Source organism: Rhodoferax sp. P2_H8_2, assembly GCF_056403235.1.
In genome coordinates this window covers 115,749-136,502 of record NZ_JBFUFW010000007.1, presented here as the reverse complement: position 1 = coordinate 136,502, position 20,754 = coordinate 115,749, and the positions used below count along the sequence as shown (strand labels likewise).

16 protein-coding genes are annotated in these 20,754 nt (G+C 58.0%); 7 read left to right on the top strand and 9 right to left on the bottom strand.

Going from position 1 to position 20,754, the window contains the following annotated elements:
• Positions 1–28 precede the first annotated feature (28 nt).
• On the top strand, positions 29–769 hold the full coding sequence (locus tag AC1DV6_RS13695) for a DUF1223 domain-containing protein (RefSeq protein WP_477978254.1): 741 nt from the start codon (positions 29–31) through the stop codon (positions 767–769).
• A 19-nt stretch (positions 770–788) separates the two neighbouring features.
• Here AC1DV6_RS13695 and AC1DV6_RS13690 read toward each other — a convergent pair whose 3' ends face one another.
• The gene (locus AC1DV6_RS13690; RefSeq protein ID WP_477978252.1) at positions 789–1,244 is read right to left on the bottom strand and encodes an Lrp/AsnC family transcriptional regulator; all 456 of its coding nucleotides are present in this window, start codon (positions 1,242–1,244) and stop codon (positions 789–791) included.
• 343 nt (positions 1,245–1,587) lie between these two features.
• On the opposite strand from AC1DV6_RS13690, the gene groES reads away from it, so the two are divergent.
• On the top strand, positions 1,588–1,878 hold the full coding sequence (gene groES / locus AC1DV6_RS13685; RefSeq protein ID WP_477978250.1) for a co-chaperone GroES: 291 nt from the start codon (positions 1,588–1,590) through the stop codon (positions 1,876–1,878).
• A 131-nt stretch (positions 1,879–2,009) separates the two neighbouring features.
• Positions 2,010–3,662 (top strand): chaperonin GroEL, encoded by a 1,653-nt coding sequence (groL, locus tag AC1DV6_RS13680; RefSeq protein ID WP_477978248.1) that lies wholly within the window; start codon positions 2,010–2,012, stop codon positions 3,660–3,662.
• A 299-nt stretch (positions 3,663–3,961) separates the two neighbouring features.
• Here groL and AC1DV6_RS13675 read toward each other — a convergent pair whose 3' ends face one another.
• The 3 genes from AC1DV6_RS13675 to AC1DV6_RS13665 form a co-directional block, all read right to left on the bottom strand.
• Positions 3,962–6,034: an alpha/beta hydrolase family protein gene (locus tag AC1DV6_RS13675; RefSeq protein WP_477978246.1), complete on the bottom strand. Its 2,073-nt coding sequence runs from the start codon at positions 6,032–6,034 to the stop codon at positions 3,962–3,964.
• A gap of 64 nt (positions 6,035–6,098) precedes the next feature.
• Positions 6,099–9,107, bottom strand: a complete 3,009-nt coding sequence (locus AC1DV6_RS13670; RefSeq protein WP_477978244.1) for a TonB-dependent receptor domain-containing protein — start codon at positions 9,105–9,107, stop codon at positions 6,099–6,101.
• Positions 9,108–9,409: 302 nt separating this feature from the next.
• On the bottom strand, positions 9,410–10,651 hold the full coding sequence (locus tag AC1DV6_RS13665; RefSeq protein WP_477978242.1) for a winged helix-turn-helix domain-containing protein: 1,242 nt from the start codon (positions 10,649–10,651) through the stop codon (positions 9,410–9,412).
• An 84-nt stretch (positions 10,652–10,735) separates the two neighbouring features.
• On the opposite strand from AC1DV6_RS13665, the gene AC1DV6_RS13660 reads away from it, so the two are divergent.
• Positions 10,736–11,488 (top strand): substrate-binding periplasmic protein, encoded by a 753-nt coding sequence (locus AC1DV6_RS13660; protein ID WP_477978240.1) that lies wholly within the window; start codon positions 10,736–10,738, stop codon positions 11,486–11,488.
• Between the two features lie 8 nt (positions 11,489–11,496).
• Here AC1DV6_RS13660 and pgi read toward each other — a convergent pair whose 3' ends face one another.
• Positions 11,497–13,089: a glucose-6-phosphate isomerase gene (gene pgi, locus AC1DV6_RS13655; protein WP_477978238.1), complete on the bottom strand. Its 1,593-nt coding sequence runs from the start codon at positions 13,087–13,089 to the stop codon at positions 11,497–11,499.
• A 2-nt stretch (positions 13,090–13,091) separates the two neighbouring features.
• A complete protein-coding gene (gene tal, locus AC1DV6_RS13650; protein WP_477978236.1) occupies positions 13,092–14,039 on the bottom strand; it encodes a transaldolase in 948 nt (315 codons plus the stop codon).
• Between the two features lie 94 nt (positions 14,040–14,133).
• Here tal and zwf point away from each other — a divergent pair, with 94 nt between their 5' ends.
• Complete coding sequence (gene zwf, locus AC1DV6_RS13645) at positions 14,134–15,600, top strand: glucose-6-phosphate dehydrogenase (protein WP_477978234.1); 1,467 nt, start codon at positions 14,134–14,136, stop codon at positions 15,598–15,600.
• Positions 15,601–15,611: 11 nt separating this feature from the next.
• On the top strand, positions 15,612–16,460 hold the full coding sequence (locus AC1DV6_RS13640; RefSeq protein ID WP_477978232.1) for a MurR/RpiR family transcriptional regulator: 849 nt from the start codon (positions 15,612–15,614) through the stop codon (positions 16,458–16,460).
• Between the two features lie 116 nt (positions 16,461–16,576).
• Here AC1DV6_RS13640 and AC1DV6_RS13635 read toward each other — a convergent pair whose 3' ends face one another.
• Entirely contained in the window at positions 16,577–17,902 is a 1,326-nt protein-coding gene (locus AC1DV6_RS13635) for a porin (protein WP_477978230.1), read from the bottom strand.
• 201 nt (positions 17,903–18,103) lie between these two features.
• Positions 18,104–19,207 (bottom strand): porin, encoded by a 1,104-nt coding sequence (locus AC1DV6_RS13630; protein ID WP_477978228.1) that lies wholly within the window; start codon positions 19,205–19,207, stop codon positions 18,104–18,106.
• A gap of 382 nt (positions 19,208–19,589) precedes the next feature.
• Between AC1DV6_RS13630 and coq7 the strand changes: the two genes are divergently transcribed.
• Positions 19,590–20,207, top strand: coding sequence for a 2-polyprenyl-3-methyl-6-methoxy-1,4-benzoquinone monooxygenase (coq7, locus tag AC1DV6_RS13625; RefSeq protein ID WP_477978226.1), 618 nt, complete (start codon positions 19,590–19,592; stop codon positions 20,205–20,207).
• On the opposite strand, the gene AC1DV6_RS13620 is transcribed toward coq7, so the two are convergent.
• Positions 20,204–20,653, bottom strand: a complete 450-nt coding sequence (locus tag AC1DV6_RS13620; RefSeq protein ID WP_477978224.1) for an OsmC family protein — start codon at positions 20,651–20,653, stop codon at positions 20,204–20,206. The two genes, coq7 and AC1DV6_RS13620, sit on opposite strands and share 4 nt — an antisense overlap.
• Positions 20,654–20,754 lie beyond the last annotated feature (101 nt).

Here is a 20,754-nt window from a genome sequence, read left to right as displayed (position 1 = left end):
AAGTGGGCCGGATCTGCGACCAAGGTCCATGCGCCGCAATCCATCACTCTTGTTTGTCACCCCTCTACTGGCGGCTTGTCTGGGCAGCACCGCGTTGGCCGACACCCCTTGCAGCGCGCAGTCGGGCGCGCTGCGCACGCCGGTGATCGAGCTATATACCTCTGAAGGTTGCAGCTCTTGCCCGCCAGCCGACTTGTGGCTCAGCAGCCTCAAAGGCAAGCCGGTAGTGGCACAGGCATTTCATGTGAGCTACTGGGATTACATCGGCTGGACGGACCGCTTTGCCAGCCCGGTTTTCAACGCCCGCCAACGTGACTTGGCCAAACAGCAAGGCGCGCGCTTTGTCTACACCCCCCAAATCGTGCGCAACGGCAAGGACTGGCGCGACTACGCGGGCCAGGTGCCGCAAGCGGGTGACGTGGCACGCGTCCGGATCGCCCTACAACGCATTGGCCAGAGCAACCAGTACGAAGCCCGTGTCACGCCGCTGGCGGGTGTCGCCCATTGGAGCGCCTACTGGACCGTCACCGAGCATGGCCATGCGTCCAAGGTCAAGGCGGGTGAAAACAACGGTTCTTACTTACAGCACGACTTCGTGGTACGCCAATTGGTCCCCACAGGGTCTTTTGAGGGGCCGCAATTGCTGCAGCTGACCGCCATTCCCGGCCAGGCGGAACACCCGCGCCAGATCAACCTGGTGGTCAGCGATCCCAAAACCCTGGCACCCCTGCAGGCGCTGAGCTTGCAATGCGCGGCTTCGGGCGCGTAGTGCGCCAGCTCCCCCTCGCTCAGAGCAGCAGCGGCAGGTCTGCCTTTTTGAGCGTACGCAAAACGAAGCTGGATTTGCTGTGGCGTATGCCCTTGATCTTGTAAAGCCGCTCGCGCAACAGGCGCTCATAGTCTTTGGTGTCCTTGACGGCGACGCGCAGCAAATAGTCGTACTCGCCGGACACAAGCCAAGCCTCAATCACCTCGGGAATGGCGGCCAGGGTTTCACCAAATTTCTCCAACGTGTTTTCGGAATGGCTGTCCAGAGTCAGCTGCACCATGACCGAGTCGCCCAAGCCTAGGGCCTGCGCATTCAGGCGCACGGTATAGCCCTCTATGACTCCAGCCTCCTCCATCTTCTTGATGCGCCCCCAGCAGGGCGAGGGGCTCAGGCCAACGGCTTTGCCAATGTCTTGCAGGCTGGCGCGCGCGTCCGCTTGCAAAACTTGAAGAATTTTCCGATCCAAAGTATCCATAAAGCATAATTTACTGGATATTTCAGATATTCAGATGAATATTCTTATATATAAGAATATTTCGGTAAATACGGGAAACTATTTGGCTCTGCTGCAGGAATACTTGGGGGAACTGCAGCGGGGCTTATCCGTCGCGCCTACGGTGCAAAACCCCCACGCTGGTTACCGCCAGTTGGGGGGATTGTTTTTGCAGTGGCCCAAGTCTTGAATACGGCCAAAAAGGCCTTATCATTAGCACTCGTAGTAGTTGAGTGCTAACAGCACCGGCTTCACAAGTTAATGAGCGCCAACTTGAACAAGTTGGCCTTTGTTTACCCCCGTTTCTAAACCTAGGAGATTCCCCATGAACCTGCGCCCACTGGCAGACCGCGTGATCGTTAAACGCCTTGAAGCTGAAGAAAAGACCGCCAGCGGCATCGTGCTGCCCGGCAACACGGCCGAAAAACCGGACCAAGGCGAAGTGCTGGCCGTAGGCCCAGGCAAGAAGAACGACAAGGGCGACCTGATTGCCATGAACGTCAAGGTCGGTGACCGCGTTCTGTTCGGCAAGTACAGCGGCCAGACCGTCAAGGTCGACGGCGATGAGCTGTTGGTCATGAAGGAAGACGACCTGTTCGCGGTTGTTCAAAAGTAATTTGCGGGACAGACCTGAGCAACGCGAAGCTCTGTCCTCAATTGATTAAACGAACACTATCAAATTCATAGCTGGTTACGCAATATCTATGCGGGCTAGCGGCACATTTCACATAAATTTGGAGTCATAACATGGCAGCAAAAGACGTAATTTTCGGCGGCGAAGCCCGCGCACGCATGGTTGAAGGCGTGAACATTTTGGCCAACGCGGTCAAGGTGACCCTGGGCCCCAAGGGCCGTAACGTGGTTCTGGAGCGCTCGTTCGGCGCCCCTACCGTGACCAAGGACGGTGTGTCCGTGGCCAAGGAAATCGAACTCAAAGACAAGCTGCAAAACATGGGCGCGCAGATGGTCAAGGAAGTTGCTTCCAAGACATCCGACATCGCTGGTGACGGCACAACAACCGCTACCGTGCTGGCTCAAGCCATCGTGCACGAAGGCATGAAGTACGTGGCTGCTGGCATGAACCCGATGGACCTGAAGCGCGGTATCGACAAGGCAGTGACTGCCCTAATCGCCGAGCTGAAGAAGTCCTCCAAGGCTACGACCACTTCCAAGGAAATCGCGCAGGTTGGCTCCATCTCCGCCAACAGCGACGAGACCATCGGCAAGATCATTGCAGACGCAATGGACAAGGTCGGCAAAGAAGGCGTGATCACCGTGGAAGACGGCAAATCGCTGGAATCCGAACTCGAAGTGGTTGAAGGCATGCAGTTTGACCGCGGCTACCTGTCGCCCTACTTCATCAACAACCCAGAAAAGCAAGCCGCTCTGCTGGACAACCCGTTTGTTCTGTTGTTCGACAAGAAGATCAGCAACATCCGTGACCTGCTGCCTACCCTGGAACAAGTCGCCAAGGCTGGCCGTCCTCTGTTGATCATTGCTGAAGATGTCGATGGCGAAGCCCTGGCAACTTTGGTAGTGAACACCCTGCGCGGCATTCTGAAGGTCGTGGCTGTCAAGGCTCCTGGCTTCGGCGACCGTCGCAAGGCCATGCTGGAAGACATCGCCATCCTGACCGGTGGCAAGGTCATCGCTGAAGAAATCGGCCTGTCGCTGGAAAAAGTGACTCTGGCTGACCTCGGCACTGCCAAGCGCATCGAAGTGAGCAAGGAAAACACCATCATCATCGACGGTGCTGGTGCTGCTGCTGACATCGAAGCCCGCGTGAAGCAAGTCCGCGTGCAAATCGAAGAAGCCACTTCCGACTACGACAAGGAAAAGCTGCAAGAGCGCGTGGCCAAATTGGCCGGCGGTGTTGCCGTGATCAAGGTGGGCGCTGCCACCGAAGTCGAAATGAAGGAAAAGAAGGCGCGTGTTGAAGACGCACTGCACGCTACCCGTGCCGCTGTGGAAGAAGGCATCGTGGCTGGCGGCGGTGTTGCACTGTTGCGCGCCAAGCAAATGGCTGGCGCCATCAAGGGCGACAACGCTGACCAAGACGCCGGTATCAAGCTGGTGTTGAAAGCCATCGAAGCGCCTCTGCGCGAGATCGTTTACAACGCAGGCGGCGAAGCCTCTGTGGTGGTGAACGCTGTGTTGGCCGGTAAGGGCAATTACGGCTTCAACGCAGCCAACGACACCTACGGCGACATGATCGAAATGGGTATCCTGGACCCCACCAAGGTGACACGCACTGCTCTGCAAAACGCAGCATCCGTGGCATCCCTGATGCTGACCACTGAGTGCATGGTTTCCGAAACTCCCAAGGCGGAATCCGCTGGCGGCGGCGGTGACATGGGTGGCATGGGCGGAATGGGTGGCATGGGCGGCATGGGCATGTAATTGCTCCCTTGCTCCTTGCCTGAAGGCTGATCGCCGCGTTGCTTGGGCTTGCCGTACCTCTGGTACTGTCAGCGCCCAAGCGCCTTGCGCTAAGCCCTCATGCAGCGTCGAGTTGCACTTGTGCTCTCGACTGGAACCAAAAAAGAAAAACCCCGCAAGGCAAGCCTTGCGGGGTTTTTATTTGGGTGGGTCAGGCCGTCAGTTGCTATGTTTTTCATAGCTGCTCACGCCTGTCTTTCGGGCTTTAAGGCAGGATCAACCGATCAGTGATTGGAGATCCCGCCGCACACTTGCAAAAATCAGAGTCCACCGCCGCCACAACCCGTTTTCAGATAGTCACTGATCAGGGTCAGTTGCTTGGTCATGGTTTCGCGCGTCCATGCGGGGCCGTGGGCGTAGTCCTTCAGGACATGGTACTCAACCGGTTTGCCCGCGGCTTTGGCCTTGTTTACAAACAGGTCCGACTGGATCAACGGAACGGTCTGGTCGCGATCGCCGTGGTACACCATGATCGGGATCTTGATATTGTCGGCTTGTGTCAGCGGGCTCAAGCCTCGAACGGTCGGCTCCTGGCGTTCCTTGAAGATGGGGTTGGTGTAGAACGCCGCCCAGATTCGCTCGATGTCGGATACACCGGCACCGGCAATCGCGCACTTGTACAAATCGTGGGGGCGCACTGACGCCGCAAAGGCCGCATAACCACCGTACGAAAATCCAAACATCGCGATACGTTTTGGGTCGGCCAGCTTTTCGCTTGCCAGCCACTTGGCACCGTCGTCCTTATCGTCCTGCATTTTCTGGCCCCACTCGCGGTCACCGGCGTACCACAGCGTGCGACCCCAGTCGGCAGAGCCGCGGTACTGCGGCTGCAGCACCACGCGGCATTGGCTCACCAGCAAAGGCACCCAGCCTGAACCGTCAAAATTCATCGTGTCGCGAGCCCAGGGACCGCCATGCGGATGCACCACAGCGGCGTATGGCCCTGGACCGCACAGTTTCTCGTTTGGAACTGTCAGGTAAGCAGGGATATTCAGTCCGTCGCGCGCAGGGTAGTAAACGAAGCGCGCGCTGCCCAATGCCGCGCGGTCGATGGCGGGGTAGGTTTTGGACAGCAACTGGAGCCGTTGCTTTTGCAGCAGGTAAAACTCAGTCGGATAAGAGAGTCCACTGACACGGAACAGGTAGGTCGGCGATTCACCGCCGATACGCCGCACCAGGTCTACCGACACACCGTCCAACATACTGACCTCGGCTTGGCTCGATCCGGACACCGCCATCAGCTTCTGGTTGGTCTTCTTAATGCCCAAGGCTTGCGCCAGACCTTGAATCACCGATTCAATTTCCGGATTTTCCCAATGAACATCCCGTCCAAAAAGCCCGGCGTAAACATAACCATCAAAACCATCCGCACCCGCTTCCTCGCTGCTTGTCAGACTGCGTACGCCGGTGGCATCAAAAAACTTGTGCTCAAACAGCTTGGGACCCATCTTTTTTGCCGCGATGTCGTACTCGTAAATGCTAGAGAACTCCTGGCCGACGTTGCTCCGAACGATGGCGACCTGGGGCTTGGCCCCGGGGGCAATAACGTCCACCACATCACGGTCTTTGACATAGCTGCGGAAGTGCTCCTCCCAATTGCCATTGGCCCCACGGAAATCAATGGCCAAAAACGCACCGCGCCCATCGCTTCCGTAGCGGTTTTTCGCCCACGGCTGGCCCGCCGCATTGACCAATACACCACTGTCGTTCTCGCCCAATCGCATCAACCGGGTGGCTACACCGGTGCGCACGTTGTAGCGAAATATGTCGCGGGTATCGCCCCGGGAATCACTCTCCAGAACGATGTTGTCCGGGTCACCCGGCATTCGGCTCAACACCGAGGGGTTGGCCAGCGCAGCTGCTGTCTTGCCATCGGCCGTCCGGGCGATTTCGACGGCCGCCATAGGCTCAATCCACTTCTTTCCCTCCAGGTCCGTGAACAGCAGTTTGCTGATGAAGGTCTTGATCAGCCTGTCGCCGCGATAGTCGTACGGTTGGGTAAACGTCACCTGCAGCATGTCGTTCTTCAGGAACGACGCACTGCTGATCTGCATATTGTTGGCACCAATGACAGTGGGCTTTGCCGTCAAATCGGCTAGCTTCCAGACCACGATATTGCGCGTGTCTCCCGCGCTTTCAATGGCAATCATGTGCTTGCCATCCGGGGATATCTGGAATCCCGTCATGGCAGGAAACTGCGCCAGTTGCGAAACAGTTGGAACGCGAATGGCCGCGGATGGCGCGGCTGTTTGCGCAAAAGTGGGAGCTGTAAACAGGCACGATAGTGCCGTCCACAGTCCCAGATGTCCCAACGATGAAGCTGCTTTATTCATGAACAATCCTAGAAATAAAAAAAGGCCCTGACAATGCAATCGTCAGGGCCTTGGAGGGCGTTGATTAGAACGTCTTCGACAGGTTCAAGTAGAAGCGGCGACCCACATAGTCATAGCCGCTGTACAACGCGGCATTGCCGATACGGTTGTAGCCGGCTTGTGCGGAAATGGATGGTGGCTTCACGTCGGCCAGGTTGCGAACCCCAAACGTGACCGCCCACTTGCCAACCGAGTCCTTGTACTGGATCGAAGCTGATTGCAGCACGTAGCTGGGGGTGTCCAGCTTGAAGGTGCTCGTATCTGGATTTTCGCTCAGGAAGTCGTAGCTTGAGGTCTTGCCGACCCATTCCACTCCGTAGTAGTAGTTCCAGGCCTTGACGGTGAAGTTGAAGTCCACAGCGCCGGACCAATCGGGGTTCCCGATCGTGCCATTGTTGTCGCGCAACGTGTCAGTGGTGAACAACTTGTTGGACGTTTCCAGGTACTTCGTAATGGCCACGTTCGTGCGCAGACGGCCGATGCCTACGTCGTTGGTGTAGCGACCGGTGAAGTCGTAACCGCGAACCACGTCGGTTGCCAAGTTGATGAAGCCGTTGGTAACAGTAAGCGCATTGGTTCCCGCAGCGCGCCCCGATACCAGGCGGCAGAAGCTGCCACCGGAACGGAAAGCCGGGTCGTCATAGCAGCGGGAGAGGATGGCCGCGCCACCAACACTCGATACACCGTTGTCAACCTGGATGTCAAAACGGTCCAGCGCCAGCGACAGGTCACCCCAGCCGGATGGCATGGCCGGTTGAATGATGATGCCCACAGACTTGTTGGTCGATGTTTCTGCTTTCAGGCCCGCGTCACGCCCGCCAACACCCAGCACGGCAATGCTTTGTGTGGAGCTGAAGCCTGCTGGAAGTCCTTCGCTTTGACAATTGGTGCGACGCACGGTACCGGCATTGTTGGGCGCATCCCAGTTGTTGCACGGATCGTTGGTGTTGCTCAGGAAGCCGGAGGTGGCACCCAGGAACTGTTCGTACAACGCCGGAGCACGGTAAGACGTGCCGTTGGCGCCACGCAATGTGATCCATTTCGCCGGTGTCCATACCATGCCGACCTTGTAGGTGGATCCGGAACCGTACGATTCGTAATTGGCCCAGCGGCTCGATGCACTCAGCGTGAGCTCTTGCGCAAAAGGCAAATCCTTCAACAAAGGCACTTCGACTTCGACGAACGCGTCATTGGCGCGATCGCTACCGCGGGTCGGTGTTGAAGAAGTGAAGTTGTACAGGTTGCCGGAAATCGAATCGGCCGCTGGCGAGTCGTCGATGCTGGCACTACGGGTTTCAACACCGAAGGCGCCCTTCACCTTGCCGTACGGCAGCGTGAACAGGGGACCTGTGACCGATGCGGTCACCACGTTTTCCTTGTAATTGGTGTTACCGGTGACGTCTTTCCACACAAAATTCACCCAGTCCTGGGGCAGGTTGCCAGCGATCACTGCGGCACTGAGGGCAGGCGCTGCAACGCAACCTTTGGATGTGTCCTTGCAGACGAAGCCGTTGCCGCTTGCAACCACGTTCACGCTTTGTGCCATGCGGTCGACCAGGAAGGCTTGGAACATATAGTCACCCGAGCTGCGGCTGCTTGTCGCCGAAACATCGTAGTCCCAGCCGGTGCTTCCCAACGCACCCCGCAAACCAACGGCCACTCGACCAAAGTCGACTGTTTGCGTTGATTTGTCATTGCCGAAGCCGATGAAGGCACGTGCCCCGACATTGGCGCCGTTGGTGGTGACCTGAGGTGTCAGGAACACGTCGTTGCGCAGATTGGCAGGCAACAGCGGGCTGCCTTGCATATAGTCCAGCGAGAGTTGGCGATAACCGGTTTGGCTGGATTCCCGACGGTTCAACAGCACTTCGTAATACAGCTCAGCATCACCCAGCGCATGCAGATCCACGCCGCCCTGAACATAAACGTTCTGGTTGCGGACCGGAGAAAAGATGTTGCGGTCCAGCGTGCGCGGATCAAAGGTATCGCGAACGTTCGTGTTGGTGGTGCTACCGCCGCCAACACCTTCATAGCCCACCAGACCGGTGGTAATGGCTGCATTCGGGCGCCAGCGGTTGAAGGTGGTTCCAGTGGAGCCTACGGCGCCAACGCCAGTCTTGTTGACTGTGCCCAGGGTATTGATTGTGACGCCGTTGGATCCGGTGCCGCTGATCGGGTAGCACTTGGGCTTGCCGGTTTTGGGATCGACATAGTCAAAGCTGCCCCATGCGCCGACCACGCCATTGACGCTGGTGCGGCGGTAGTCGGTGTTACAGACAGTCCAGTCGCGCTGACCCAAGGTCAGGCTGTCTTGTTGGTTGATCTGGAACGAAGCCAGAAAGCGGGTGTCGTCGGTGACATAGCCGCCGGCAATCGCGAAATTGTGCGAGTTACCGCCGCCATCGACCGGACGGGAGGTAGACGCGTCTACCGTGATCGAGGTCAGGTTCTTTTTGGTGATGATGTTCACCACACCAGCCACCGCGTCCGATCCGTAAATGGAAGACGCGCCATCCTTCAAGACTTCGATACGGTCAACGATGGAGTTGGGCAAGGTGTTCAAGTCAGCCGCGCCGACCGAACCACGCGTACCCGATGGGGACATGCGGCGGCCATTCAGCAGCACCAGAGAGCGCGTGGGGGCAAAACCGCGCAGGCCAATGGTGTTGGCACCTGGGCCGCCATCGGTGACGAATCCGCCGTAGGCGTTGTTGATTTGACCTTGACCGCCCGTGACCGCGGTGCTTTGCAACACCTGTCCAACGGAAGTAAAGCCTGCCAACGCCGCATCTTCATTGCGGATGATGGTGACTGGCGCAGACGTGTTGTAGTTGTCACGCTTGATGCGCGAACCGGAGACAACCACCGTATCCAGTTTTTGCTCTTCCACCTTTTTCGGAGCTTCCGATGCAGGCTTGGCGGCAGTTGCGTCTTTGTCTGCGGGTACCGTTTGTGCCGCAGCGGACTGCAAGAGGATCAGCGCTAAAACTGCCAGTGAAACAGGTTTTTGAATGGGTTTATATATGTAAGCCATGTTTTTTTACTTCAGGTTCCTAAATTGAGGGGGGAAATACAGGCTGCACACGCTGAAAGTTACTTTTGAGTTACTTGGAGTGCAGCGAACTAGGAACATTTACTTTACACATCTTCACTAGATTGACACAATGAAACGTTACCAACATGTTTCCACCATGTTGTCAGACGACAACATGCCCGCGAATCGGGCCGTAGGCTCCCCGCAACAGCCCAAGAATATTTGTCGACGTTCGCGTTTGGGCGTTTGGTATTACGGCTACTGCGCAATAATCCCCACGCTGCATCAGGTTTTGAGCCTGCTTAACCAGCCAGCTGCTTGATCTCCCGCAGCAATGCGGTTCTCAGCCTTTGGGGTCGGGTATGGCTAATTTTCACCGTGGGGGTTCTATGCCAGACGGCGCTGCGATGGATGGCCTGGGCGACGTCTGCAATCTGTTCCGCGGTCCAGCGCATGCCCGTCTGCGCATGCAGTGCCCTGACCTCAAACACGCCGTCTGCCCGATGCGCCTTGGCATCGAGGCGGCCAATCAGTTCGCCGCGGCACAGGATGGGCAGCACGAAGTAGCCGTAGACGCGCTTGGGCTCGGGCGTGTAGCACTCCAGGCGGTAGTCGAAATCAAACAACGCTGAGGCGCGCTCGCGGTCCCAGACCACGGGGTCAAATGGAGACAGCAGGCAGGTGTGGCTGGCTTCCAGTTTGTTGGTGCGGGCCTTGCTCAGCAAAGCCTTGTTGCTGGCGTGCACATAGCCAGGCATCTCCCAGCCGTCGACCTCCACCCGCAAGATCGCGCCAGTATCAACCAATGCGTTCAGGTCGGCATCTTTGAGCCGAGGCTTCTGGCGAAAGTAATCGTTGACCCACCGCGCCTGGGTAACGCCCAGCGCAACAATCGCTTTTTCGATGAACCCGATATGCACCTGATCTGCGCTGTGCAATGCAACATCTTTCGCCGCCAGTTGCGGCGCAACCCGTTCGGCAATGTCATACACCCGATGGAAATTCTCCCGCCGCGCGACCATCAGCTCGCCCTGCGCAAACAGCGTCTCCAGCCAACGCTTCTCATCTTTCCAGCCCCACCACGCACCACCTCCGCCATCGGTGCGCTCAAAGTCCGACGACTTCACCGGCCCGTTGTCGCGCACATGCGCCAGCAACTGGTCCAACTGCTTACGGTGAGACTTCGCATTGCGTTCCGCATTCGCCAGGCCCCAGTGCCTGCGCGTAACGGCGTTGTAGGTGCGGTGCAGATGCAAATCCGGCGTAGGCGCAAAGCAGGCTTCATGCGCCCAAGTCTCAAACACATGGCCTGCGGCCAGAGTTTCTTCCAGCCAGTGCGATGGATAGTCACCCAAGCGCGAATGCAACACCAGATAAGGGCTGCGCGACACCACATGGATCGTGTCGATCTGCAGCAACTGCATGCGCGCAATGCAGGCGCGCAACGCGGCGCGTGTAGCGGACTTGTCTGGCGCCGAAAGTAAGCCCTGCGCCGCCAGATGCAGCGCGCGTGCTTGCGGCAACGATAAGTTCATAGTTTTCATCAGTAGATGCGCTATAAATGAGACAACATGTCCATGCCTGTGACCTTGCTGCGAAGCGCAATCAGTATTTTTATATTCTTTGCCATGGGTGCGAGCCAGGCCAAGGATATCTTGGTCGTGGGCACCACGTTCGCACGGATCTTCGAGCAGAACGAGCAAGGGGAGTACGTCGGCTTGGGTGCCGACCTGGCGCGCGCCATTGCACGACAACAAGGTCTCACTATTAAGTTTGGCATCTATCCATGGGCTAGGGCGCAGGATATGGTTGCCAGCGGGTTGGCAGATATTTTGATTGGCCCCTACAAAACGCCCGCGCGGGAAGCCCAATTCATTTTTGCCGACCAGCCCTTCTACCAGGACAACATGGTGTTTTACAAACTGGTTGGGGCCAAGGTCAGCTGGGATGGCAGCTACGACTCGCTCAAAGGCAAACGTCTGGTAGCGGTGCATGGTTGGGCCTATGGGCCAGCGTTCGATCAAGAACGCGCCAAACTCGGAGTGACCAACGTCAGCACGGTGGAAGGCGGGTTGACCATGCTGTTGAATGACCGTATGGATTTTTTCGTGGCCAACGAGAGAAACACACTGGCTGGCATGACCGCGATGGGCATGCAGGAGCAATTTACAGCGGTCACGCCACTAATTGGCACCGAGGTCGGTTACTTCGCATATGCCAAGGGTGAAGGCCGTGAAGCGCTTCGCAAGGCCTTCAATGCAGGCATGGGAAAACTGATCTCATCCGGCGAATACGCCAGCATGGCCAAGCGCAACAACATCACCATACCGGCCATCTTGACGACCAAACAAGGCGCCCCCAAGCCAGTTGCGGTGAAGTAGTAGTCCCTTTAGTCCCGCAGCCGCGCCAACAACCCGGCCGTAGACCCATCCAGCCCCGCTACATCGCCAGACGCCAATCGCGCTTCGATGTCTTTGGCCAGCACCTTGCCCAGCTCCACACCCCATTGGTCAAAACTGTTGATGCCCCACAGCGAACCGCTGACAAACACCCGGTGCTCCTGCAGCGCAATCAACGCGCCCAGCGAGGCAGGTGTCAGATCGTCGAGCAGCAAAAATGTACTGGGCCGGTTGCCGGGGAAGTTCTTGTGTCCCCCTGCATCAGCCTTGCCCACCATCAGCGCCTGCGCCTGCGCCAACACATTGGCAAGCAACAGCTCATGGTGCTGCGGCAGCGCGTGGCGCGGCTTCTTCACCGCAACGAATTCCAACGGCACGACATCGGTACCCTGGTGCAGCATCTGGAAGTAGGCGTGCTGCCCGTTGGTACCCGGTTCGCCCCACAACACCGGTGACGTACCAAACGGCAAAGGCTCGCCTTCACCATCGACCTGCTTGCCGTTGCTCTCCATCTCCAGTTGCTGCAAGTACGCAGGCAGACGGCGCAACGCGCTGTGGTACGGCGCGATACAGCGGCTGGTGAAGCCGTGGAAGTTGCGGTACCAGATGTCCAGCAGCGCGAGACGCACCGGCAGATTGCTCTCTAGCGGCGCGGTGCGGAAATGCTCGTCCATCGCATGGGCGCCAGCAAGGAACTCACGGAAACCTGTCGCACCTACCGCAATCGCCAGCGGCAGACCAATGGCCGACCACATCGAGTAACGGCCGCCCACCCAATCCCAAAAGCCAAACGTGGTCGTGATGCCAAACGCATTCGCAGCGGCCACGTTGGTCGTCAGCGCCGCGAAATGGCGAGCTGTATTCGTACCACCATGCGCGTCAAACCACGCCTTGGCTGAGCGCGCATTGGTCATGGTCTCAATCGTGGTGAAGGTCTTGCTAGCGATCAGGAACAGCGTGGTGTCGGCCTTCAGGTGCTTCAACGTCGCCGCCAGTTCATGGCCATCCACGTTGGACACAAAGTGCAGGCGCTTGCCGCTGGTCGCAAATGCATCGAGCGCCAGCACGGCCATTTGCGGGCCGAGATCTGAACCACCAATGCCGATATTCACCACATCGGTGATCGCAGCATCTGCGCGTACCTGCTCTGCGTAAGCGAGCATCGCGTCCAGCGTGTGATGCACCTTGGCCTGCTCGGTCGCCTTGTGGATTGCTATTGAATTCGTAGCTGCTTGCGCACGTTCTGCGGGCGCTGCAGCCGAATTCTCTTCTGGATTCCTCAATAAAACATGCCAAACCTCGCGGCCTTCGGTGTGGTTGATCTTCTCACCCGCGAACATCGCATCGCGGTGTTCCTCGACGCCGCTCTGGCGCGCGAGATCCAGCAGCAGCTTCTCGGTGGCGCTGTCGATCAGGTTCTTGGACAGGTCCGCAAACACATAGGGCGCGCTCTGGCTGAAACGTTCAAAGCGCTGTACATCGGAAGCAAACGCGTCACGCAGATCCAACGCTTTACCCTGGGCGTCAAATTGGGCCTGCAACTGCGCCCAGACCGGCGTTCGGTCACAACGGGTACGTGCCATGCTCAAGCCGCAAGCATCAGTTGTTCCAGCTTCACCGCATCGACGCAGAACGCGCGAATACCTTCGGCCAGCTTCTCGGTCGCCATTGCGTCTTCGTTCAGCGCCAGACGGAAACCGGCTTCGTCGTAGTTGATGACCTCCAATGTCAATTCGCTCGCCGCCTTGGCATCCAGCGCGCGCGTCAGCGGTGCGTCGGTTGCTGCGAGGTTGGCCAGCAGGTCGGGGCTGATGGTCAGCAGATCGCAACCGGCCAGCGCCGTGATCTGGCCGACGTTGCGGAAGCTCGCGCCCATCACCTCGGTGGCGATTCCGAACTTCTTGTAGTAGTTGTAGATCTGCGTGACCGACTTCACGCCAGGGTCGTTGGACAAAGTGTTATCGGTTTCGACCCAGTTTGCACCCGCCGATTTCTTGTACCAGTCATAAATGCGGCCGACGAAGGGGGAGATCAGTTGCACCTTGGCCTGTCCGCAAGCGACGGCCTGGCAGAACGAGAACAGCAGAGTCAGGTTGGTATGGATGCCTTTGCGCTCCAGCGCCTGCGCGGCCTGAATGCCCTCCCAAGTGGAAGCGACCTTGATCAGCACGCGGTCGATATGGATGCCCTGTGCCTGGTACAGCTCGATCAGACGCTCGCCGCGGGTCACGGTGGCATTGGTGTCAAAGCTCAGGCGTGCATCGACTTCAGTGGACACGCGGCCCGGAATGATGGACAGGATTTCGCAACCGAAGCGCACTAGCAGGCGGTCCATGATTTCGTCCATGGGGCGACCGCGGAACTGGTTCACGGTGTCCTTCAGCAGCGGCGCGTAGTCAGGCTTTTGCACAGCCTTCAGGATCAGCGACGGGTTGGTGGTTGCATCGGTCGGCAGGTAGGCGCCGAGTTGCTTGAAGTCGCCGGTATCGGCCACAACGGTGGTGAATTGTTTAAGCGCGTCGAGTTGGTTCATGGGAGCTTTGTATGAAGAAAAACTTGAAAGAGCGGTTGAATTATCGGTGAAACAAAGTTACATTACAACGTCGTTATTTATGTAACCCGAAAAAATGAGCTTCGATCTTGTTCTGTTTGGCGGCACCGGCGATCTGACTTGGCGCAAGCTGATGCCCGCACTGTTTCAGGCGTTTCGCCATGGCACGCTGCCTGAAGGTGGACGCATCATTGGTGTGGGCCGCGATGCCCTGAGCCACGACCAGTACCGCGCACTGATCCAGTCGCGTTTTGACAAAGTCGATCTGGCCAAGCGCCCCAGCGCCGAAGAGTTCGCCCGCTTCGCCGCCCTTCTCGAATTCGTGCGCATGGACCTGTCCAAACCAGACGACTACGCCGCGCTGGCCGCGACGCTGAAAGAGCGCAACGCCGAGACAGTCGTGATGTATGTCGCCACTGCGCCTTCGCTGTTCACCACGGTGTGCGAGCAACTGGCCGCTGCCGGGCTCAACACACCACACACCCGCGTCGTGCTGGAAAAACCGCTGGGCCATGACCTGGCCTCCAACCGCGCGATCAACCACACCGTGCGCAAATTCTTCGAAGAAAAGCAGGTCTTCCGCATCGACCATTACCTGGGCAAGCCCGCAGTGCAAAACCTGTTTGCGCTGCGCTTTGGTAACGCGCTGTTCGAGCCGCTGTGGCGCCGCGAACACATTGCCAATATCCAGATCACGATTGCCGAAGACTTGGGCGTCGAGAGCCGCGGTGCGTTTTACGAGACCACCGGCGCACTGCGCGATATGGTGCAAAACCATGCGCTGCAGCTGCTGTGCGCGATTGGCATGGAGCCGCCAATCAACTCCCACGCCGATGCAATCCGCGACGAAAAGCTCAAGGTGTTGCGTTCGCTGAAGCCCTGGACGCAGGAGTCTTTGTCGCAAGACGTGGTGCGTGGTCGCTACGCCAGTGGCTCTATCGGCGGTACGCAAGTCCCCGGCTACCGCGAAGAGCCGGGCGTTAACCCGAACAGCAACACCGAGACTTTTGTCGCACTACGCACCGAGATCGAAAACTGGCGCTGGGCTGGTGTGCCGTTTTACATCCGCACAGGCAAACGCCTGGCTGGGCGTGATGCGCGCATCGTGATCAATTTCCGCCCGACGCCGCACGCAATTTTCAACACGCACAGCGATGTCACCAACAGCCTGGTGATCAACCTGCAGCCCAAGGATGGCCTGGAGTTGCACCTGTTGGCGCAGGGCCAGAACAACCGCCAATCGCGCAGCGCCGCAGCGCTGGCGCTGGCTCCAGTGCAACTCGATCTGGACTTTGACAAGCGCTTCGGCTCCGAGCGCGTCGGCGCGTATGAGCGCTTGCTGCTGGACGTGATCGATGGCCGACTGAACCTTTTTGTACGTAGCGATGAGCAGGAAGAAGCCTGGCGTTGGGTGGAACCCATGCTGGATTACTGGGCTGGCGATGCACAGGGCCCAAGGCCCTACGCTGCTGGCACCTGGGGGCCAAGCGCATCGAGCGCGATGATTGCACGCGACGGTTTCTGCTGGTCCGAAGAAAACTAAAAGGAGACCCCATGCTTGACCGAATCAAAGCTTCACTGCCGTCATTGGCGCCCGCGGAGCAGCGTGTAGGCAAGCTGTGCCTGCTGGACCCGCGCGCCTTTGCCAAACTACCGGTGAGCGAACTGGCCGACCGCGCGCACGTCAGCAAACCCACGGTGGTGCGTTTTTGCCGCAGTGTGGGCTACGACGGCCTGTCAGACTTCAAACTAAAGCTGGCAGGCACGGTCAATGAAGGCGTGCCCTTCATCCACCGCAGTGTCGATGCCGACGACAAGACTGGCGATGTGATGGTCAAGGTGATCGACAACACCGTCGCCGCTTTCCTGAAATACCGCAATGACGCCTCTACGGTCGCCATCGAGAAGGCCGTACTGGCGCTGGCCGAAACCTTCAAAACTGGTCGAAAAATCCAGTTTTTTGGTGTCGGTAACTCCGGCATCGTCGCGCAAGACGCGCAACACAAATTTTTCCGCTTAGGGATGCACACCACCGCCTACAGCGATGGCCATATGCAGGTGATGAGCGCATCTATCTTGGGGCCAGGCGACTGCGTGGTGGTCATCAGCAACTCGGGCCGCACGCGTGACCTGATGGACGCTTGCGACATTGCGCGCAAGAACGGGGCGACCACCATCGTCATCACCGCCAGCGGATCGCCCTTGGCCAGCGCGGGGCATATCCACCTGAGCGCAGACCACCCCGAAGGTTTTGACAAATATAGCCCCATGGTCTCGCGCCTGCTGCACCTGATGATCATCGACATCCTGGCCACCTGCGTCGCATTGCGCATTGGCGGAACCACACTGCAACCATTGCTGCGCGAGATGAAGCAGAACCTGCGCAGCAAGCGTTACGCCTGAAATATCGCCCCCACGCTCCGCCGCCCCAAGGGGAATTACCCCATTAAAAAAGCCGCCCGGTTTGCACCGGGCGGCTTTTTACTTGCAATCCCAAGTGAGGCCCGGGATGAGGTTCTTTAGAACTTGAACAAGTAGCGCGCCTGGCTCTCGGTCGTTGTGATGTTGCCCGGCTGGTACACACCCGGCAGACCGGTTACGCGGCGCTCCGGATTGCCCAGCTCGTAGCTGCCGTAGCTAAAGTTAACCGAGTGGTGCTTGTCAAACTCGTAGTCCACACCGAAGCGGATCTTGGTGCGCTTGGCGCCACCCTTCAAATCCGCGCCTATCAGGCCTGGCAGACCGTAGCCACCGTAGGCCGGAGGCAACTGAAATACGCCGCTGAAGTCACCAATATTGGTCTGGCCCAGTTTGGAGAAGTCGCCACCAGCAGCAGCCAGCAACGCGCCGCTGGCATATTTACTGGCTTCCGCACCGCGTCCGATGCTGGCGCTGTCGTCGTCCTTAACTTCATAGGTCATGCCGAACGACCATTTACCCATGGGGATGGAGAAACCAGCCTGGGTCTCGTTGCCCCAGCCCTTGGTCTTGGCTTTATAGCCGCCGCCCACTTTGACCACGCCGAAGTCATAGGACAGGGAGAGCTCGGTATCGGTACGCCCGTCATAGGCCGCCTTGAACAGCTCTGCGCCAGCGCGGTCTTGCACTGCGCCGTTCAAGGTCACTTTGTAGTCGCTGTAGCTGAAACCAACTGACCAGGGGCCTTCTTCATAGGTCAGGTTCAGGCCATAGATCTGCACAGGACCCGTACCGGGGCCAGGGCCGCCGTTGACCTGGTTGGCCACGGAGCCGCCATTCAAGAGTGGCAACTTGAACGGACCTACCGGAATCAGTGTGCCTCCCAATGAGTTCGCCAAGTCCAGCACGTCCTGTGTACCGCCTTCAGCGTAGGAAGGCGTGATGTAGACACCGAACAGCTTGGTGGTGAAAGCCAGTACATCGATGTCATCGCCGCCAGACAGCTTGGCATCCGACTGCAACTCGATTTTGGAGCCCGCGAAAGCACGTGGTTGCTCGGTTTCAGTGTTGATGTGGCCGAATGTGATTTGCCCAACAGGTGTCAGCAGCGCAGTGGTCCAATCGCGCACCTGAAAGACACCATTATTTGCGGTGATGGGCTTGTCGGAGTCACGGCGCTTGAGCGCATAGCTGAACGCGCCCTTAGCGGTATATCCGGGATACACCTCGGCTTCGCCCTTGACTTCCACATTGCCACTGGTGAACTGTAGCTCGTTCGTACCGTCTACCTTGCTGGGATCCGAAGCAACGCCAGGTGAGGGTTGTGTCTTGGCATATCCCATACCGACTTCACCAGTGACGGTGACTCCGGCAAATGCCAAATTGGTGGCTACCAGTGCGGCCATGGCGATGATGGTTTTTTTCATTATTTATGCGTCTCCTAAATACGCGTGACAGAGTTGATACCCGTGTATTTTTGCATCGCATGCACTCTGCATCCTATGGGGTTGATCCTAGGTGACGTGAAAATTCTCGCACCGTGTTGCCGCACAAATACAAAAGCCCCGTTGCTTACGCAACGAGGCTTTCAAAGTATCAAACGCTGCTGGCAGATGCCAGCGAAACGATTAGAACTTCTTCAACAGACGAATGCGGTATTCGTCGCTGTACTCAGCAACGGGGTTCTTGCCGCCACCAGCCAGACCTTCGGAGCCAGTGAAGGTGCCGTAGCTCAGGTTGATGTTGGTCATCTTGCTGAAGTCATACTGAACGCCAGCGCCGGTGAAGGTGCGCTCAATGCGGCTTGGAGACAGGGCATAAGTTGCCTTGGCCTTGTCAACTGCAGCGTATGTCAGACCGAAGGTCACAGCGCCCATAGGAACTGTCAGGCCAGCAGAGTACTGGTCTGGATAGTCGTGGTCAGCCACCAGGTAGCCCACGCCGATCTTGGCCACGCCGAAATCATAGGTTGCAGCCAGACGGGTACGGCCCCAATCCTTGTAGAACTTGGCGACAACGGGGTTAGAGTTGGTCAAAGTCGTTTTGGAATCGAACAGAGTGTAGTCAGCGTACAGGCCAATGGGGCCAGCGTTGTAGCGACCGATAACAGTCCATGCAGTGGTGCCGGTGACATTGCCACCGGTCTTGCTGCCAAATTCGCTAGCGCCGTCGAGCAAGCCCAGAGCCGCGCCGTTACCGGCAGCGCCGTTCACTTCAGAGTACAGAACGGTTGCAACGACTGGACCAATAGGCAAAGTCAGCGAAACTGCATCGATGTTGGTGCGAGGAGCGATAGGGGTGGCAGTGCGAGAAGAAGCATTGCCGTCCATGTTGGTGGCCAGTTCGATGGGGGCGCCAGCGGTACCGACAGTCAACAGGGGAGACACCGCTTCGATGGAACCAATCGAAATCAGGCCAAAACCGGTAGTCAGAGACAGGGTTGCATTGCGTGAGGACACTTGGTCGTCACGGCCGCGCAGACGGATTTCAGAGGCAACAGTTGCCTTCATGCCGCCGCCCAGATCTTCTGTAGCGGTGAACAGCACGTCGCCGTCCGTCACCAACAGACCTTGACCGCCACCAGTGAATGTGCCTTGGCCGAACACGGTGCTCGAATTCTGTGTAGTCGGCAGTTTTTGAGCGCCGAAGCCCAGCTTGCCGGTGATTGTTACTTGTGCGAAGGACGTGCCTGCTGCAGCCAAAACTGCCAATGCGACGAGGGTCTTTTTCATTTAGATATCTCCATATTGGAATGAAAGAAAAAACGGAACCTTGGTAATTGGCGATGCCAAAGACCACGGAAACCTGAAATCCGAATTTATTGGAACATGGGAGCGCACCCCGATCAAGCCTGAAGCGGCCAAAGTAGGGCTAATGACGGCAAATGAGGCGTCATCTGTTACAAAAATGAAACACTCGCACGACGCAATTACCAGCAGGTTACGGCGCTGCCGTCCTACCGTCTCACTGGACGTCGCTAAAGGTGCCGCCTATGCGGCGACATTTAATGCAAAGCAATAATGGTGCCAATGCTTGAAAAAGGCTTGAGAACGGAAGATTTTGCCTAACCCGCTAGACTTGGACACACCGCAATAAACGCTCAACCTTGATCCCATGGATGCCTTGCTGATTGCCGCCGACTCTGCCCTGCGCACGCTGTTCACCAAGCCACGCGCGACGCATCCGTGCCCCACGGTACCGGATAGTGCGACAGAACTGAGCGCCGCGGACAAACAAATCGCCGCAGGCCTGATGCGCGTGAACCATGTGGGCGAGGTCTGCGCCCAAGCCCTCTACACAGCCCAAGCGATGGCCACACCAAACGCGACATTGCGCACCCACTTCGCCCAAGCCTGCGAGGAGGAAACCGACCATTTGGCCTGGACTGCTCAACGACTGGATGAATTAGGTTCAAGGCCGTCGTTACTGAACCCGCTTTGGTACGCTGGCGCTTTTGGGCTGGGTTTGCTGGCCGGGCGATTGGGTGACCGGGTCAGCTTGGGCTTTGTCGTGGAAACCGAGACCCAGGTTGGCGCCCATTTGAAAAGCCATCTGGACCTGTTGCCCCAAGGCGATCATGCGTCGCGCGCCATTGTGGTGCAAATGCACGACGACGAAATCGCGCACGCGGCCGGCGCGCGTGCAGCCGGCGCTACGGAGTTGCCACAACCCGTCAAAGACATGATGCGCGCCGCGGCCAAAGTCATGACGACCGTGGCACAACGGATTTAGGCCTCCACAACCTCAAAACTGGTCGTGATGTCGGCCGTCTTGGCCAGCATGATCGTGGCCGAGCAATACTTTTCGTGGCTCATTGCTACCGCGCGCTCAACCGCAGCCGCTGGCACACCCTTGCCGGTCACCGTGAAGTGCATGTGTATCTTTGTGAACACTTTGGGCTCGGTGGGCGCGCGCTCGGCGTTGAGCTTGACGGTGCAGCCCTGCACGGCGTGGCGACCCCGCTTGAGGATCAACACCACGTCGTAGGCCGTACAGCCACCGGTGCCAGCCAATACCGTTTCCATAGGGCGGGGTGCCAGATTCTGACCACCGTTCTCAGGCTTATCGGCGTCCGGCGCGCCGTCCATCATCAGCGTGTGACCGCTGCCGGTTTCAGCGACAAATCCCATTCCTGAGCGGGTTTGCAACCCGCCTGTCCAGCTCACAGTGCATTCCATCTTCGCAGTCCTTTCAAGTTGCTCCGCGCGGGGCAAATTAATCCATCGCTACAATGTCTTAAACTGCTCCGCGCGGAGCGCATTCTTTTGTGATTACGAAC